Annotated in this window: 18 protein-coding genes; 11 read left to right on the top strand and 7 right to left on the bottom strand. The window is 68.0% G+C overall.

What is annotated here, in order from left to right:
• The first annotated feature begins 2 nt into the window (after nt 1-2).
• The 4 genes from WAS25_RS00455 to rfaE1 all read left to right on the top strand — a co-directional run bounded on the left by WAS25_RS00455 (nt 3) and on the right by rfaE1 (nt 3473).
• Complete coding sequence (locus WAS25_RS00455; protein ID WP_422309228.1) at nt 3-809, top strand: TorF family putative porin; 807 nt, start codon at nt 3-5, stop codon at nt 807-809.
• A 52-nt stretch (nt 810-861) separates the two neighbouring features.
• Nucleotides 862-2229, top strand: a complete 1368-nt coding sequence (locus tag WAS25_RS00450; RefSeq protein ID WP_422309226.1) for a sodium:proton antiporter — start codon at nt 862-864, stop codon at nt 2227-2229.
• Nucleotides 2230-2304: 75 nt separating this feature from the next.
• Nucleotides 2305-2472 carry a Trm112 family protein gene (locus WAS25_RS00445; RefSeq protein ID WP_422309224.1) on the top strand — a complete coding sequence of 56 codons (168 nt, stop codon included), beginning with the start codon at nt 2305-2307 and terminating at the stop codon, nt 2470-2472.
• Nucleotides 2469-3473 carry a D-glycero-beta-D-manno-heptose-7-phosphate kinase gene (gene rfaE1 / locus WAS25_RS00440; protein WP_422309222.1) on the top strand — a complete coding sequence of 335 codons (1005 nt, stop codon included), beginning with the start codon at nt 2469-2471 and terminating at the stop codon, nt 3471-3473. The genes WAS25_RS00445 and rfaE1 overlap by 4 nt, the downstream gene beginning before the upstream one ends.
• Here the strand turns inward: rfaE1 and WAS25_RS00435 are convergent.
• A complete protein-coding gene (locus WAS25_RS00435; RefSeq protein WP_422309220.1) occupies nt 3470-4039 on the bottom strand; it encodes a hypothetical protein in 570 nt (189 codons plus the stop codon). The genes rfaE1 and WAS25_RS00435 overlap by 4 nt on opposite strands.
• A 1-nt stretch (nt 4040) precedes the next feature.
• Nucleotides 4041-5114 carry a zinc-ribbon domain-containing protein gene (locus tag WAS25_RS00430; RefSeq protein ID WP_422309218.1) on the bottom strand — a complete coding sequence of 358 codons (1074 nt, stop codon included), beginning with the start codon at nt 5112-5114 and terminating at the stop codon, nt 4041-4043.
• Nucleotides 5115-5203: 89 nt separating this feature from the next.
• Here WAS25_RS00430 and tmk point away from each other — a divergent pair, with 89 nt between their 5' ends.
• The 3 genes from tmk to WAS25_RS00415 all read left to right on the top strand — a co-directional run bounded on the left by tmk (nt 5204) and on the right by WAS25_RS00415 (nt 7187).
• Nucleotides 5204-5869 carry a dTMP kinase gene (gene tmk, locus WAS25_RS00425; protein ID WP_422309216.1) on the top strand — a complete coding sequence of 222 codons (666 nt, stop codon included), beginning with the start codon at nt 5204-5206 and terminating at the stop codon, nt 5867-5869.
• On the top strand, nt 5869-6879 hold the full coding sequence (locus WAS25_RS00420; RefSeq protein WP_422309214.1) for an AAA family ATPase: 1011 nt from the start codon (nt 5869-5871) through the stop codon (nt 6877-6879). Before tmk ends, WAS25_RS00420 begins: the two co-directional genes overlap by 1 nt.
• Nucleotides 6880-6944: 65 nt before the next feature.
• The gene (locus WAS25_RS00415; RefSeq protein ID WP_422309212.1) at nt 6945-7187 is read left to right on the top strand and encodes a DUF2492 family protein; all 243 of its coding nucleotides are present in this window, start codon (nt 6945-6947) and stop codon (nt 7185-7187) included.
• 1 nt (nt 7188) lies between these two features.
• On the opposite strand, the gene WAS25_RS00410 is transcribed toward WAS25_RS00415, so the two are convergent.
• Complete coding sequence (locus WAS25_RS00410; protein WP_422309210.1) at nt 7189-8064, bottom strand: DMT family transporter; 876 nt, start codon at nt 8062-8064, stop codon at nt 7189-7191.
• A 172-nt stretch (nt 8065-8236) separates the two neighbouring features.
• On the opposite strand from WAS25_RS00410, the gene mce reads away from it, so the two are divergent.
• Together mce and WAS25_RS00400 are read left to right on the top strand one after the other, a co-directional pair.
• Nucleotides 8237-8662: a methylmalonyl-CoA epimerase gene (gene mce / locus WAS25_RS00405; protein WP_422309208.1), complete on the top strand. Its 426-nt coding sequence runs from the start codon at nt 8237-8239 to the stop codon at nt 8660-8662.
• Nucleotides 8663-8686: 24 nt separating this feature from the next.
• On the top strand, nt 8687-9193 hold the full coding sequence (locus WAS25_RS00400) for a GreA/GreB family elongation factor (protein ID WP_422309206.1): 507 nt from the start codon (nt 8687-8689) through the stop codon (nt 9191-9193).
• Between the two features lie 118 nt (nt 9194-9311).
• Here the strand turns inward: WAS25_RS00400 and WAS25_RS00395 are convergent, their stop codons facing one another.
• Together WAS25_RS00395 and WAS25_RS00390 are read right to left on the bottom strand one after the other, a co-directional pair.
• Nucleotides 9312-10778, bottom strand: coding sequence for a sensor histidine kinase (locus WAS25_RS00395; protein ID WP_422309204.1), 1467 nt, complete (start codon nt 10776-10778; stop codon nt 9312-9314).
• 196 nt (nt 10779-10974) lie between these two features.
• Nucleotides 10975-11889, bottom strand: a complete 915-nt coding sequence (locus tag WAS25_RS00390; protein ID WP_422309202.1) for a prepilin peptidase — start codon at nt 11887-11889, stop codon at nt 10975-10977.
• A 70-nt stretch (nt 11890-11959) separates the two neighbouring features.
• On the opposite strand from WAS25_RS00390, the gene WAS25_RS00385 reads away from it, so the two are divergent.
• Nucleotides 11960-12577: a peptidylprolyl isomerase gene (locus tag WAS25_RS00385; RefSeq protein WP_422309269.1), complete on the top strand. Its 618-nt coding sequence runs from the start codon at nt 11960-11962 to the stop codon at nt 12575-12577.
• Nucleotides 12578-12581: 4 nt separating this feature from the next.
• The gene (locus WAS25_RS00380) at nt 12582-13328 is read left to right on the top strand and encodes a lysophospholipid acyltransferase family protein (RefSeq protein ID WP_422309201.1); all 747 of its coding nucleotides are present in this window, start codon (nt 12582-12584) and stop codon (nt 13326-13328) included.
• On the opposite strand, the gene WAS25_RS00375 is transcribed toward WAS25_RS00380, so the two are convergent.
• A complete protein-coding gene (locus tag WAS25_RS00375; protein WP_422309199.1) occupies nt 13312-13713 on the bottom strand; it encodes a phage holin family protein in 402 nt (133 codons plus the stop codon). The genes WAS25_RS00380 and WAS25_RS00375 overlap by 17 nt on opposite strands.
• Nucleotides 13710-14603 carry a serine O-acetyltransferase gene (locus WAS25_RS00370; RefSeq protein ID WP_422309197.1) on the bottom strand — a complete coding sequence of 298 codons (894 nt, stop codon included), beginning with the start codon at nt 14601-14603 and terminating at the stop codon, nt 13710-13712. Before WAS25_RS00370 ends, WAS25_RS00375 begins: the two co-directional genes overlap by 4 nt.
• Between the last annotated feature and the right edge of the window lie 9 nt (nt 14604-14612).

Below are 14612 nucleotides of genomic sequence, written 5' to 3'. Positions count from 1 at the left end.
TCGTGCGTCGACTCTTCATCGTTCCCCTGGCCGCGGCCCTGACCGCCCACCTGCTGGCTCAGTCCCCCGCCGTGCCCGCGGCAGCCCCCGCACCTCCGACCCCGCCCACCCTCCTGGGTTTCGCGGTGACGGGCTACACCACGCTTGGCTCCCAATACATCTTCCGCGGGCTCACCCAGACGGACGGAAAGCCTACGGTCCAGGCTGAGCTCGACCTGGTGCACCCCTCGGGTTTCTACGTCAGCGCCGCCCTGAGCAACATCACCTGGATCTCGGACTCCTTCTCCTCGGGTCCGGTCTCCGCCGGCGTGGAGGTCGATCTGTTCGGGGGCTACAAGTGGGGATTCGCCAAGGACTGGACGCTGGATGTCGGGCTCTACCGCTACCTCTACCCGGGTGACTACAAGGCCGTCCCCGGCTACACCCCCAACACCACGGAAGCATACTTGGGTCTGAGCTACAGTTGGGCGAGCCTCAAATACTCACGGGTCGTCAGCGACGGCAACTTTGGGGTCGCGAAGGCCAGTGGCTCCAGCTACATCGATCTCAGCTTGGCCTTCCCTCTGGGTGAGAGCGGCTGGACCATCCTGGCCCACGGCGGGAAGACCACCTACAACACAAGTGATGCTGCGGTGAACAGCCTGTTCGACTACACGGACTACAAGCTGGGAATCGCCAAGGAGATCAAAGGCTACACCTTCGCCTTGGCGGGAACCAACGCCGACACTAAGGATGCTGGCTACAAGAACCTGCTGGGCCGCAACATCGGCAAGGATCGCGTGACGCTAACCATCGCCAAGACCTTCTAGGCGTCCGGTGTTGAATCCGGGAACAACTCTCGCCCCCGCAGGGGGGCCGGGTTTGGACTGCTTTCGGGTGCTGGGGCCGTGGTCAGCCATCGCGGGGTTTGCGCCCTTCCTGCTGCTGCTGGGCGCCATCGCCATCCTACCGCTCCTCACGAGGACGTCTGGCTGGTGGAGCCGGCAGTCCAGCAAGTGGATGCTGGCCCTGGTCTGCGGCCTTGCGGGCATCAGTTTTCATCATGCGGTGGCGGGAGACTCGGCCAGGTTGCTGGAAACCCTTCTGGACTACCTAGCCTTCATCACCCTACTGGCCTCGCTCTACGTGGTGAGTGGGGGCATCCACATCTCCGGGGCCTTCTCCGGCCTGCCCTGGCTGAATACGGCCTTCCTGGCCATGGGCGCCCTTCTGGCCAATGTGATGGGCACCACCGGGGCCAGCATGGTACTGATCCGACCCCTGCTCCATGCCAACCGCCGCCGACGGCACAAGGTGCATGTGGTGGTCTTCTTCATTTTCGTGGTCTCGAACACAGGCGGCCTCCTGACGCCCCTCGGGGACCCCCCGCTTTATCTGGGCTTCCTCAAGGGTGTCCCCTTCACATGGACGCTGGGGCTCCTGCCCCAGTGGGCGCTGCTGCAGGCCATGCTGCTCACGGTGTTCCACTTCGTGGACGAGATTGTCTTCCACCGGGAGGAACTGGAGATCAAGCACGCCCTGGCCGAGGATCTCCGTCTGGCCGAGCGCCCGCTCCACGTCGAGGGCTGGGTGAACGTGGGGCTGCTCCTGGGGATCCTGGCGGTGGTGGTCGGCGCGGGCCAACTGCTGCTCCCCCTGCTGCATGCAAAATATGGCGAAACCCTCGCTCAGGCTCTCTGTAAACTGGCACAGATCCTGGCGCTTGGGCTCATCACCGGAGTGGCGTTGTGGCGGAGGCGGAGCCCGGCAGGCTCAGTTCCATTCCGGAGGAACCACTTCAGCTTCGAACCCCTGGGGGAAGTGGCCGCCCTCTTCCTGGGCATCTTCGGGGCCATGCTCCCAGCCCTTGATCTGGTGCAGGCACATGCGGCGAGCCTGCCGCTGGAACGGCCCTGGCAACTCTTCTGGGCAAGCGGCCTGCTCAGCAGCTTTCTCGACAATGCCCCGACCTACCTCACCTTCGCCTCCCTGGCGGCGGCGAAGGCGGGCCTTGCCGGAAGTTCCCTGAGCGCCCTGGCAGAAGGCTCACCCATGCTCCTGAAGGCCGTGGCCTGCGGATCCGTGTTCATGGGCGCCAACACCTACATCGGGAACGGTCCGAACTTCATGGTGAAGGCCATCGCCGAGCACAGTGGGCTGGAGATGCCCTCGTTCCTGGCATACATGGGGTGGTCCGCGGCGGTGCTGCTCCCCCTCTTTCTGATCGAGACGCTGGTGTTCTTTCGCTAGAGGCTGTCGTGGGTCGAGCGGAACGCCTCGACCGGGTGGCTCACGGTCACCTCCTGATTCCGATAAGCTACCCCCATGCCCCTCGACCCGCGCCTCCTCGAGATCCTCTGCTGTCCAGCCTGCCACGGCGACCTCGTGGAGCGTCTGGAGGGTCTGCACTGCCAGTCCTGCGGGCTACTCTACCCCATCGAGGATGGCATCCCCGTGATGCTGGTGGACGGGGCCAAGAAGGTGGAATTGTGAGACTAGACCGCGCCCAGGCCGAGTCCCTGCTCCAGCGCATGGAGGGCCGGAAGGTGGCCGTGCTGGGTGACGTGATGCTGGACGAGTATCTGTTCGGTGAAGTGAACCGGATCTCGCCCGAGGCGCCGGTGCCCGTCGTGCGGGTGCTGCGGGAGCGGGCGGTGCTGGGCGGCGCAGCCAATGTGGCGGCCAACCTGAAGGCCCTCGGCACAGAGCCCCTGCTCATTGGAACCCTGCAGAAGGACGCGGCGGGGGACCGGGTGCTGGGCCTGCTGACGGGTTTGGGCGTGTCCATCTCAGGGTTGGTGCTGGACACCTCCCGCCCGACCATCATCAAGACCCGCGTGATTGGGCAGCAGCAGCAGATGCTTCGTATCGACCGGGAGGATCCGGGCATGCCTGACGCCGCGGTGCTCCTGGGCCTGAAGGACCGGCTGGAGCGGGCCCTGAGCTCAGCCTCGGCGTTGATCGTCTCGGATTACGCCAAGGGCACCATCAACGAGCCGGTCATGGACACGGTTCGCGCCCTCTGTGTCGCCCGGGGCATCCCCTGGATCGTGGACCCCAAGCCGGCTCACAAGGCCCTCTACCGTGGTGCCACCCTGATGACGCCCAATACCAAGGAAACCTCGGAGCTCACCACTCGCGAAGCCAGGTCGGATATGGAAGTGACCATCGCGGGTCGGGCCCTGATGGCCGAGCTTGGTCTGAAGGGCCTGCTCGTCACGCGCAGCGAGCGGGGCATGGCCCTGTTCGCGCCCGATGAGGAACACGCGGCGCCCTGGATGATTCCCACTGAGGCCCGCGAGGTGTTCGACGTGAGCGGCGCCGGCGATACCGTCATCGCCGCCTTCAGCGCCGCCGTTGCGGCAGGCGGCGACTGGCGCGAAGCGGCCATGCTCGCCAACGCCGCTGCCGGCGTGGTGGTGGCCAAGGTGGGGACCGCCACGGTCACGCCACTTGAACTGCTGGCGCACTATCACGAGCAGGAAGCGAACTAGGGTCTGAGTTCGATGGCCAGGAAGAACTTGTCGCCCATGGCCAGCCGCTCCTTCACCTGGGTGAAGTTCAGGTCGAAGGTCTCGGTCTCGCCCGGCTTGATGGTGCCGACTTTGGTGCCGCCGGAGGCCACGCCGATCAGGCGCCCCTCCTTGTCCACCACGGCCACCGCGAAGCCTGCCACTTTCGCGAACTTGCCGGTGTTCGTGACCTCGACTTGGGCCCTCGTGCCGAACTCGGCACCCTTCAGGAGGTTGAAGAACCCGGGCTGGATGACGCGCTTGTTGAAGAAGATGCTGCTGACCTTCAGCCCATCAAGATTGGCGGTCAGGGGGATGACGCGATCCCAGGCGAAGGGGAAGGTCTCGGAATAGAAGGACAGCGGAGCCGCGGAAACCACAGCGGCGGGTGCTTCGGGTGCTGCGGGCGTGGCCTTGGGGGGCGGGGCAGGGGCCGGAGGTGGCGCAGGCGCGGGTGCCTGGGCTGGCGCTTCCGCTACCGGAGGCGGGATCTGGAGGGGTGGTTCCTGGGCTAGGCCCAGGGCGGCGAGGAGAAATAGCATCTGCATGTCAGCTCTTTCCGAACAGGCCCCCGAAGAGGCTCTTCTTGGAGGAGGCATCCCCGATGCCGGAATCCAGGCTGGGGGCGCCACCACTCCGCTCGCGGCGGAGGCGCTCGAAGACCGGCCGCAGGCCCGGAACCTTGTGGGCCTCCAGCCAGTTCTCACTGTGCTGACGGGCCACGAGGTGGTTCTCGAGGATGCGGCCCTCCTCGACCCAGGCCATCAGCTGGGGCATGGTGAGACCACCGTAGATGTCCTCGCCGATCTTCAGCCGCAGCAACTCGGCGCCTGTGTCGGGGGACTCGGGGAGGGGAGCGAAGGAGCGGGTGACTGGGACCGTCGCGACCAGGTCCCGGTACGGTTCCGGCGTTGTGATCAGGTCCGAGGCGCGCAGCGCCACGGTGGGCTCCGCGGGAGCGGAGGCGGAGGCGATGATGGCCTGCATGTCCTCCTGGGTCAGGCGCATGGTCGAACTGGACGGTCCGGCCAGGTCCTCCTCCGTCAGCCCCGAGGCCGTGGGGCTGTCCCCTTGGGTTTCGGTGCCCGTGGCGCGGGGAAGTGCGGGGGTGGGCCCAAGCGTGGTGTCCAGGGCGGACAGGGCGGCATCCATGTCCACGGCGTGGGAGTCCTGGTTGAGCTTCATGCTTCCAGCGGCGGGGGAACTGCCGAAGAGCTTCTCGATGGCATCCCGGGCCGAGGTGTAGCCCGACAGGGTGGTCTCTGTGATCTCGGGCGGGAAGGCGGGGGCTTCGGCTTTCGCCTCGGGCAGCGACTCGGGGATGGCCACTAGGGTCTTTTCTAGGATCTCCTCGTCGGCCACATCCAGGTCACCCAGGGTCAGGGAGGATGGCAGGGGTGCGGCGGGCGTCGGATCGTCCAGGTGGATCGACTCGATGCTCTCGGGGAAGAAGTCATCCAGGGACGGTTCCACCGGGGGCGCGAGCAGCCGCTGGACCACGTCCCCCACGGAGAACACGCTGCCGCAGGAAAAACATTTTGCTCGCCGGATGACCGGCTTCAGCCGCTCGGGGCGAAGGCGGTAGCGGGTGGTGCAGCTCGGGCAATGGATCGCTTCGGCCACCTGGAACTCCTGGTGTTTCGAGCAGGATAGCACTGTGTAACGGCTCTGTCCTCCAGCCGGGCCGGGTATCCTCGAACCACGGAGGCACCGTGCAGGGCGTGTTCATCACCATCGAGGGCGTGGAGGGGTCCGGCAAGTCCACCCAGCTGCTCCACCTGTCGGAGCGCCTGCGGCGCCTCGGCCTGCCCCTGGTGGTGACGAAGGAACCCGGCGGCACGGCCCTCGGCCGGGAGATCCGGCGCCTGCTGCTCGAGCGCCACGGCAGCGGGGAGACCTGGTGCGCGGAGGCCGAGCTGCTTCTGTTCTACGCGGACCGCGCCCAGCACCTGGAGACCGTGATCCGCCCGGCGTTGGCGGCCGGGAAGGTCGTCCTGGTGGACCGCTTCGAGGATTCCACCCGCGCCTACCAGGGGGCCAGCGGCGTGGCGGAGTCGTCCCTGGACCGGCTCAGCGAGCTGGTGCTGCGGGGGCTCAAGCCGCATCTCACCGTGATGCTGGACATGGACCCCGAGGTGTCCCTGCAGCGGGTCGAGGTGCGGAACCTGTCGCTGGGGGCTGAGTTCGCGGAGACACGCTTCGACGAGGCCGAAGTGGACTTCCACCGGCGCGTGCGGAACCGCTTCCTCGCCATTGCCCAGAACCATCCCAACCGGGTGGCCCTCATCCCCGCGCGGGATCCTGTGGATCAGGTGGAGGCCGCCATCTGGCAGCGGGTGGCCCCCCTTCTGCGCAACGCCGGGTTCGGAGTCGACTGATGTATTCGCCCGACATCGCCGGCCACCAAGCCATCCGCGAGCGCCTGCTCCAGCGGCTGCAGGGCGGGCGCATCCGCGGCTCGCTGCTGTTTGTGGGCCCCGAGGGCATCGGGAAGCGCCGCGTGGCCCTGGAGCTGGCCCAACGCGAGCTCTGCTTCCGGAGGACCGCCTGCGGCCAGTGCGAGGGGTGCCGGATGTTCCAGGGGGAGGACCTGCCCTTCGAGCTGCCCAACCTGCTGCGCATCGCCCCCGAGGGCAAGGCGGGCGTCATCCGAATTGACCAGATCCGCGAAGGTCTGGATTCCAACAACCAGCCCCGGTTCAGCCGCGGGGTCATCGAGTGGGCCGCCCTGGCCCCGGCCATGGGCTGCCACCGCTGGATCCTGGTGGAGGAGGCGCACCGCCTCAACGAGTCCAGCGGCAACATCCTGCTCAAGACCCTGGAGGAGCCGCCCCAGGACACCCACTTCATCCTGGTCACCCACCGCCCCGAGGCCCTGCTGCAGACCATCCGCAGCCGCTGCGAGCGCATCCCCTTCGCGCCCCTGGCCCCCCGGGAGGCCTGGGCCGTGGCCCAGCGGAACGGCTGGCGGGAGGCGGACCACGACCGCTGGCTGGCCCTGGGGGAGGGCAGTCTGAGGCACCTGGACGAGTCCGCCTTCCGTCGCGCCGAGGCCCAGCTGGAGGCTTGGCTCGCCCTGATGGGTGGTCGCGCCTTTGGCGAAGCCTCCGAGCCCCTCCTGCCCGAGAAGGAATCTGCCATGGCCCAGGGCGAGCAGCTGCGGCAGCCCTTGGAACTGCTGCTGCGTCTGCTGGCTGATCTGGCCCGGATCCGCGCCGGTGAGACCCCGGCCCTGGCCCCTTGGCGGGAGGCGCTGGCGGCGCTGGCGACGCCTGAACGGAACCTGAAGGCGCCCCAGGAGGCCGCCCTCCAAGCCCTGCGGCACCTGCCCAGGAACCTCAGCCCCGAGCCCCTCATTCGGGAAGTGGCGCTGTCCTTGGTGTCGTGACCGGAATCACCGGCCCAAGCGTTAGAATGTGTTTAGGAGTTCCGGCTCCTGAATAGGAGATCCCCATGTCCGAACCCCTCTATGGCCACGACCTGCTGAGCCTGCTGATGGAGAAGGGCGGGACCTGCACCCTCGACGACCTCCGCGCCGCCTCCGCGGCAGCCCACGGCCAGACGGCGATCTACTGCAACTGCCACGGCGACAGCTTCGACTTCGACGGCGTCATCGCCTTCCTGGGCAGCAAGGGCAAGGTCCGCGTGACCGACGGGACCGTCAGCCTGGGCATGGCACCCGCCTGCCAGCACTGAATCAGGTCTGGGCGATCACTACGCCCGCGATGACGAGGGCGGCTCCCACGCCGAAGGCTGCGGTCGGTGGCGTGCCAAAGACTGCCCAGGCCAGCAGGGCCGTGAGGATGGGCTGACCGTTGGCCACGATGGACACCCGACTGGCCTCCCGGAGGCTGAGGGCGCGGAACCACAGCAGGTACATCACCACGCTGGACACCAAGCCCAGATAGGCTGCGCCCAGCCAGGCCGAGAAAGGAATGCTCGCCGGGTGGAAGTCCCGTAGACCGAAGGCGCCCACGGGGAGGAAGAGGACCGTCCCGAGGAGGATCGTCAAGCTGGTGGCGGCCTCCGGGCCGTGCTTCAGGAGGAGGGGACGGCTCTGCACAGTGAACGCCGCCCAGGCCACCACCGCCAACAGGATCAGGAAGTCCCCGGCCAGCCAGGTGGGCGGCAGGGTGCCATCCTGGCGACTACTGAACAGCCACGCGACCCCGGAGAAGGCCAGGACGATGCCGGCCAGCTTGCGCCGGGTGGGCTTCTCGGTGCCTTTTAGCCAGCCGTGCAGGAGGACCACGGTCGGCGTGAGGGCGTAGAGCAGGGCCCCATGCGAGGGCAGGGTGAGCTTCAGTCCCCAGAGGAACCCGAGCTGGTTCAGGACCACACCGAGGAATCCGGAGAGCAGGAAGCCCCGCCAGTCCTCCCGCAGCAGTGGGCCTAGGCGCGTCCCGCGCAGGCCCATGAGCAGGAGGAAGCAGAGGGCGGCCAGGAGGAACCGGAAGAGGCCCAGGGCCAGCACGGGGAAGTGCGCGGTGGCCGCCTTGCCCATGATGTAGGTGCCGGCCGCCAGCCCAGTGTGGGTCAGCATGATGGTCCAGAACCGGGCGCGCGCAGTCATCCCCCGAGCATGACAGCTGAGGACGCGGCGCCACGGATGCTCCCCGCTCACCTGCAGACCACGCCCTGTTGGGGAGCCAGAATGGCCCTCTGTCGGAACCAACCAGACCCGGGACCTGGCGGCCTCCCTGCCGTCTCTGACCCGAAACCCTTACACTGGCGAGGGAGGCCTCATGCAGCTGCTCCGCATCAACCACCTGGGCATCGCGGCCACGGGCCTGGACGAGGCCATGGCGCGCATGGCGCGGCTCTTCGACATGGCCCCCGATCACACGGAAGAAGTGGCCGAACAGAAGGTGAAGACGGCCTTCTTCCCCGTGGGCCAGAGCACCCTGGAATACCTGGAGAGCACTGATCCCGAAGGTCCCATCGGCAAGTTCCTGGCGAAGCGCGGCCCTGGCATCCACCACGTCTGCTTCGAAGTCGATGACATCGATGGTGCCGTGGCCCACCTGCTGGTCAAGGGCGTGCGCATGATCGACCAGGCTCCGCGGAACGGCGCCCATGGCTGCCGCGTGGCCTTCATCCACCCAGCGGAGACGGGCGGGGTGTTGATGGAGCTCAGCCAGGGGCCGGGGACCGCACCATCCCATGGGTGAGGCGGCCACGTCCAGGAGCAGCTGGTGAACCGAGCCTTCGTCAAGGACCCAGATGACGCGGGACGCCCGGAGGAGGTGCCCGAGCGTCCCCAGAGTCCCCACCCCAACTACGTGACGCCCACCGGGCTCCGGCAGCTGGAGGCCCTTGCCAGTGACCTCGCCGTCCGCCGCGACCACCTGCTCGAGGCCGGAAAGCTCGCGGACCCGCACGAACTGGCCACGGTGCAGCGGGACCTGCGCTGGGTGGAGGGGCGGCTCCAGCGCGCCGTCCGGGTGGATCCCACGGTCCACGCTCCGGACCAGGTCCGCTTCGGGATGACCGTGGAGGTCCAGGACGAGGCGGGGCGGGTCGAGATCTACTGCATCGTGGGCGAGGACGAGGCCGACGCCGCCCTCGGGAAGATCAGCTGGGTCTCGCCCCTCGCCGAGGCCCTCCTGCATGCCGAGTCCGGCGACGAGGTGGTCTGGCGGCGACCCGCCGGAAACAAGCGCCTCGAGGTGCTCGCCATCCGACCCGGCCTGAGAGAGTGAAGGATACTTCCGCCACCTCCCAGGGTTGGGGACCGGTTGAGGTGTTCGGGTTCAACCTGACCCAGGAGTGCCGGAGACAGGACAAACTTGCTGAGCGATTAGCAGGTTGTCGCGCTGTTCACGGATGAAGGGCGGGGACTCTGGGCAGGCGCACCTCGAAGCAGGTCCCGCCTCCCGCCTCGCTGGTCACGGTGATGTCCCCGCCCGCATGGGCGACCATGGCGGCGACCGTCGCCAGCCCGAGTCCTGTCCCCTGCGACCCCTTGGTACTGAAGAAGGGCTCGAAGATCTTCTCCCGGACCTCGGGGGGGATGCCTACTCCTGCATCCGCGACGCGGAGGCGCACCCACTCGCCGGGCGCCTCCGCTAGGGTCTCACCCCGCTTGGGGAGGGCCGCGGTCTCCAGGGCGGACTCGATCCGGATCTCGCCGCCAGGCTGGCTGGCGTCCCTGGCATTGGCTACCAGGTTCATCAGCATTCGATCCAGGGACGTGAGGTCCAGCGGCACCACGGCGCCGGGGCTGGCAGTGCTGATGCGGACGGTCACCCCGTCGCCAGCGAGGTGCGCGATGGAGTCCCCATTCAGGACCAGGTACTCATCGAGGACGCAATGGCCGGCCGGGGCAGCCCCTGCCCGGGCGTAGCCAAGGAGCTGGGCCACCAGGGCCTTCCCCCGCTCTGCCTGGCGGGCGACCAGGTCCAGGGACTTCACGGCCGGAGAGGAACCGGGCAGATCCTCTCTCGCCAATTCCACGCCAGTGGAGATCCCCTGGAGCACGTTGCCGAAGTCGTGGGCCACACGGGCCGCCAGGTCGCCCAGGCTGGCGAGGTGGCGCGCCTTGAAAAGGCGCGACTCGGCGTTGCGCAGGCGCTCAGACTGCTCGAAGATGGCGAGCTGCTCCAGGCTCAGGGATACGACCAGGCAGATGGCGCCGAATGATGCGACCTGGGCCATCTGTAGACCGGCCACCAGGGCCAGCTGGGAGAACCGGGCCGTGTTGAAGCCCCCGGTCGGCAGCAGGAGAATGGATGCCTCGGCGCGGAAGGTGAACAGCAGGAAGCCGAAGGCAAGCCAGCGCAGCATTCCGGCGTTACGCGTGGCTATGCGGCTCTCCCGCCAGGTGATCCAGGCGAGCCAGAGGAAGGCGGCGGCGAAGACATGGTCCAGGACGTTCGGCGGGATCCAGGGAACCTTCAACGCATCGAGGGTGTCCCAGGTGATGGCGCCGAGCCCGACCACCAGTTGCCAGGTCCGGTCGCGCCGCCAAGACCGCTCCTCCGGCCTTCCGGATAGTTTTCCGGCGACCGGGCGCCACAGCCACCACATGGCCACCACCGTGATGTCCTGCGCGGCCGCCGCGGTGGCCTGCCACAGCCACGGCTGGCGGGTCTTGAAGGTCATGACGTAGAACAGCGAGAACACCAGCAGCATGAGGAAACAGGCCCAGCCGCGTGCCAGGGTGGCGATGGCCTCGTGATGGAAGAGCCGCACCAGCCCGAGGATCGCCACCAGCAGTACCACGCTGAGCGTCACCTGCATCAGCTGCGAGAGCAGCATGACATCGAGGGGCACCAACTCGGCCAATGAGTCCTCCCGGCACGGTCCAAAGGGGGCCAGATAAAGGACATGATCAGCGCGCGCCTGCGCTACAGCAAGGAATCTGTCCCGCTCCAGCCGCCAGGCGTGAACGCAGAGATGGGGAAAGGCCATCCCGCCCGTTACCGCGGGCGATTCACGGCGCGAACGCCGCGATCAAGGATTCTCCTGAAAGCCCTGCCTGCTAGCCCACCCAGCCCAGGTAGCCCAGCCAGAGCGCCCGCCCGAAGAACACCACGAGGGGTGCGGCCAGGGCCAGGAAGCAGCCGAAGGGCAGCATGGTCTGGCCGTCGCCCTTGCGCATGAGCATGAGGGGCACGCCCACGGCGGCGCCCAGGCCCGCGCCCAGGAAGAGGATTCCCAGCATGGGGGCCCAGCCCCAGAAGGCGCCCAGCCAGGCCAGCATCTTGAAGTCGCCCATGCCCAGGCCGTCGGTCTTGCGGATCGCCTTGTAGATCTGGTTCATGAGGGCGGGCACGCCGTAGCCCACGGCCAGGCCGATGAGGCTGGCCTGCCAGGTGACGGCCGGTTCGAAGCCAGCCCAGGCGGGAGCCGGCTGCAGGCCGTTGTGGAAGGCCAGGGCCTGGACGAGGGCACCGCCGCCGGTCCAGATCTGCACGAGGGCCTCGGGCCGCAGCACCTGGGGCAGGGTGAGTAGCACCCCCAGGGCCATGAGCGGAAACTGCAGCGCGTCCGGCAGCATCATCTCAGTGAAGTCCGTAAAGAACAGGACGATCAGCGCGAAGCCGCAGAGGAGGCCCTTGAACCAGATCAGGGTGCCGAAGGGGAAGAGCCAGGGCGAGGCGGCGAAGAGCAGCCCAGCCAGCAGCTCCACCAGCGGGTAGCGCACGGGGATCTTCCAGCCGCAGGCGGCGCACCTGCCGCGCAGCCACAGCCAGCCCAGCAGGGGCACGTTGTGCCAGGGCTTGATCTTCGCCTTGCAGCCGGGGCAGTGGCTGGCCTTGGTGACCACATTCCGGTCGGCGGGCTCCTCCTGGGGCAGGCGGTGGATCAACACGTTGCCGAAAGAGCCCATCACCAGGCCGAAGGGGGCCAGGAGCAGGGAGAGCAGCCAAGTGGGCAGGTCGATGAAGGGCATGCGTCCACGATAGCGGGGACTTCCCGGCGATTCCCGGCAGAATGAAGTGTCCACTCCTGGAGTCCCCGTGATCCGATCCGCCCTCGTCACCCTGGTCCTCGCCCTGCCCCTAGTCGCCCAGGCGCCCGCCCCCCAGCCTGCCTCAGCCCCTGCGCCCACCCCCGCGGCCAAGCCCCGGGTGCAGCTGCTCACCAGCTATGGCCCCATCGTGGTGGAGCTGGAATCGGAACTGGCACCGAAGACAGTGGCGAACTTCCTGCAGTACGTGAAGGACGGCTTCTACAAGGGCACCATCTTCCACCGCGTCATCGACGGCTTCATGGTCCAGGGCGGCGGTATGACAGACACCCTGATGGAGAAGCCCACCCGGGACCCGATCCTCAACGAGGTGGGCTCGACCTTCAAGGCCGGCCTGAAGAACGCCAGGGGCACCATCGCCATGGCCCGCACCCAGAATCCCCACAGCGCCTCGTCCCAGTTCTACATCAACCTCGTGGACAACCCCAGCCTGGATCCCCACGGCTTCAGCGAGGAGGGCTTCGGCTACTGCGCCTTCGGCCGCGTGGTCTCGGGCATGGAGGCCGTGGACAAGATCGCCAAGGTGCGGACCGAGTGGCGCCGGGGCATGGGCGACATCCCGCAGTTCCCGGTGTATCTCAAGGACGCGGTCCTGCTGCCGCCCCAGTAGGATCATGGTGCACCGCTCCCTCCTGCGGCCCCTGCTCGTCTGGGCCGCCGGTTCCCTGGCCCTGGCCCTTGCCGTGGTGCTCTGCTTCCTGCTGGCGCCCTTCCTGGGCGGAGCAGGCGCCTTCTGGGCGGTGGCTCCGCGCTACATCCGCGCCACGGCCTGGGCCTTCGGCATCCGCCGGGAGCTGGAAGGCTGGGAGGGCCTACCGGCGGCGATCCGGGACGGCACCCAGTCCGTCATCTTTGCGGGCAACCACACGTCCCTGCTCGATCCACCCCTGGTCATCTCCACCCTGCCCGGCAGGCCCGTCTTCATTGCCAAGCGGGAGCTTGCCCGGGTGCCTTTCCTGGGCTGGGTGATCTGGCTGGCGGGCTTCATCTTCATCGACCGGAGCCGCCGGGACACGGCCCTGGAGAGCCTGCGGTCTGCCGCCCGGCGCATCCGCGGCGGCCAGTCCATCGCCGCCTTCCCTGAAGGCACGCGCAGTTTCGACGGGCGCCTGTTGCCCTTCAAGAAGGGGATCTTCACCCTGGCCATGGAGACGGGAGTGCCCATGGTCCCCTTCGCCATTCAGGGCGGCGTGGACATCCTGCCCAGGGGTGGTTGGCGAGTGCGGGCCGGCACCTACCGGATCATGGTGGGTCGGCCCCTGCATCCTGAGGACTACCCCAGCGCCGAGGCGCTCCTGCAGGCCACGGAGGCCGCAGTGCGCGGGCTCCTGGGGCAGTCCGGGGTCAGTTCACCACCTTGATCGAAGGCGGCGGGCCCTGCGGGCGCTGCCGGTCCTTGGGGATGAAGATGGCGCCGAGGACCGAGGCGACCACGCTCGACACCAGGGCCCCGAAGAAGCCCGCCCAGAAGCCGCCCACCGTGAAGTTCAATCCAAGTTTCGCTGACAGCATGCCGGCCAGCCAGAAGACCAGACCGTTGATGACGAGGCTGAAGCAGCCGAAGGAGCAGGCCATGGGCACCAGGGCGATGAGCTTCAGGAAGCTGCCCACCGTGGTGTTCAGGGCCGCCAGGATCACGGCCACGATGAGCAGGTCCAGGAAGGAGCCGTGGCCCAGACCCGGCACGAAGGAGCAGGCCACCAGCAGGCCGATGGCCGAGAAGACGAAGCGCAGCAAGACGCTCATGAGGGCATCCCGTCCTTCTCGTTGGCCTGGGTGATGACGCTGCTGGGGGGCACGCTGCGAGTGAGCCACACGTTCCCGCCGATGGCCGAGCCCTTCCCGAGGGTGATGCGGCCCAGCACGGTGGCATTGGAGTAGACGATGACGTCGTCCTCCACCACCGGGTGGCGCGGGACGCCCTTGACGGGGTGGCCCTCGGCATCGAGGGGGAAGCTCTTGGCGCCCAGTGTCACGCCCTGGTAGATGCGCACATTCCGGCCGATGACGCAGGTCTCGCCGATGACCACGCCCGTGCCATGGTCGATGAAGAAGCGCTCGCCGATCTGGGCGCCGGGATGGATGTCGATGCCCGTGAGGCTGTGGGCGTGTTCGGTGATCATGCGGGGCAGCAGGGGCACGCCCAGCTTCAGCAGCTCGTGGGCCAGACGCTGGCTGGCCACGGCCAGAAGCCCGGGATAGGAGAAGAGCACCTCCTCGGGGCTGGTGGCCGCGGGATCGCCCTCGAAGCCGGCCTGGATGTCCGTGGCCAGCAGGTGGCGCACCGCGGGTAGCCGGGCGAGGAAGGCCTGGGCCAGCGCCACGGAGCGGGCCCGGCACTCGGTGCAGGCCGGGTCCGTGGCCATGAGGCCCCGCTGGATCTGGTCCGACAGGCCGTGGAGCACGCGATCCATCCGGGCGCCCAGGTGGTAGCGGAGGGTCTCGGCCGTGAGCTCCGAGGGGCCGAAATAGCCCGGGAAGAGCAGGGCGCGCAGGTCCTCCACCAGGGCCGCCACGGCAGTGCGGGATGGAAACTCCCGGCGGCCCAGGGGCATTTCGGTCAGGGCCGTGGAGGCCTCGGCCAGGGCTTCGACGACGGCGTGGAGGTCGGGGGAGGGAGATGGGTCTTTCGACATGGAGTGAGG

The sequence above is a fragment of the Geothrix sp. genome (assembly GCF_049292215.1).
GTDB lineage: Bacteria > Acidobacteriota > Holophagae > Holophagales > Holophagaceae > Geothrix.
Note: the sequence above shows the minus strand (reverse complement) of the source record. Positions and strands in the feature narration are given on the sequence as shown.

Coding starts and splice junctions, on each gene's coding strand:
- WAS25_RS00445 (WP_422309224.1), top strand. CDS start 2,305: ATGCCCCTCGACCCGCGCCTCCTCGAGATCCTCTGCTGTCCAGCCTGC.
- WAS25_RS00435 (WP_422309220.1), bottom strand. CDS start 4,039: ATGCAGATGCTATTTCTCCTCGCCGCCCTGGGCCTAGCCCAGGAACCA.
- WAS25_RS00420 (WP_422309214.1), top strand. CDS start 5,869: ATGTATTCGCCCGACATCGCCGGCCACCAAGCCATCCGCGAGCGCCTG.
- WAS25_RS00415 (WP_422309212.1), top strand. CDS start 6,945: ATGTCCGAACCCCTCTATGGCCACGACCTGCTGAGCCTGCTGATGGAG.
- WAS25_RS00410 (WP_422309210.1), bottom strand. CDS start 8,064: ATGACTGCGCGCGCCCGGTTCTGGACCATCATGCTGACCCACACTGGG.
- mce (WP_422309208.1), top strand. CDS start 8,237: ATGCAGCTGCTCCGCATCAACCACCTGGGCATCGCGGCCACGGGCCTG.
- WAS25_RS00390 (WP_422309202.1), bottom strand. CDS start 11,889: ATGCCCTTCATCGACCTGCCCACTTGGCTGCTCTCCCTGCTCCTGGCC.
- WAS25_RS00380 (WP_422309201.1), top strand. CDS start 12,582: ATGGTGCACCGCTCCCTCCTGCGGCCCCTGCTCGTCTGGGCCGCCGGT.
- WAS25_RS00375 (WP_422309199.1), bottom strand. CDS start 13,713: ATGAGCGTCTTGCTGCGCTTCGTCTTCTCGGCCATCGGCCTGCTGGTG.
- WAS25_RS00370 (WP_422309197.1), bottom strand. CDS start 14,603: ATGTCGAAAGACCCATCTCCCTCCCCCGACCTCCACGCCGTCGTCGAA.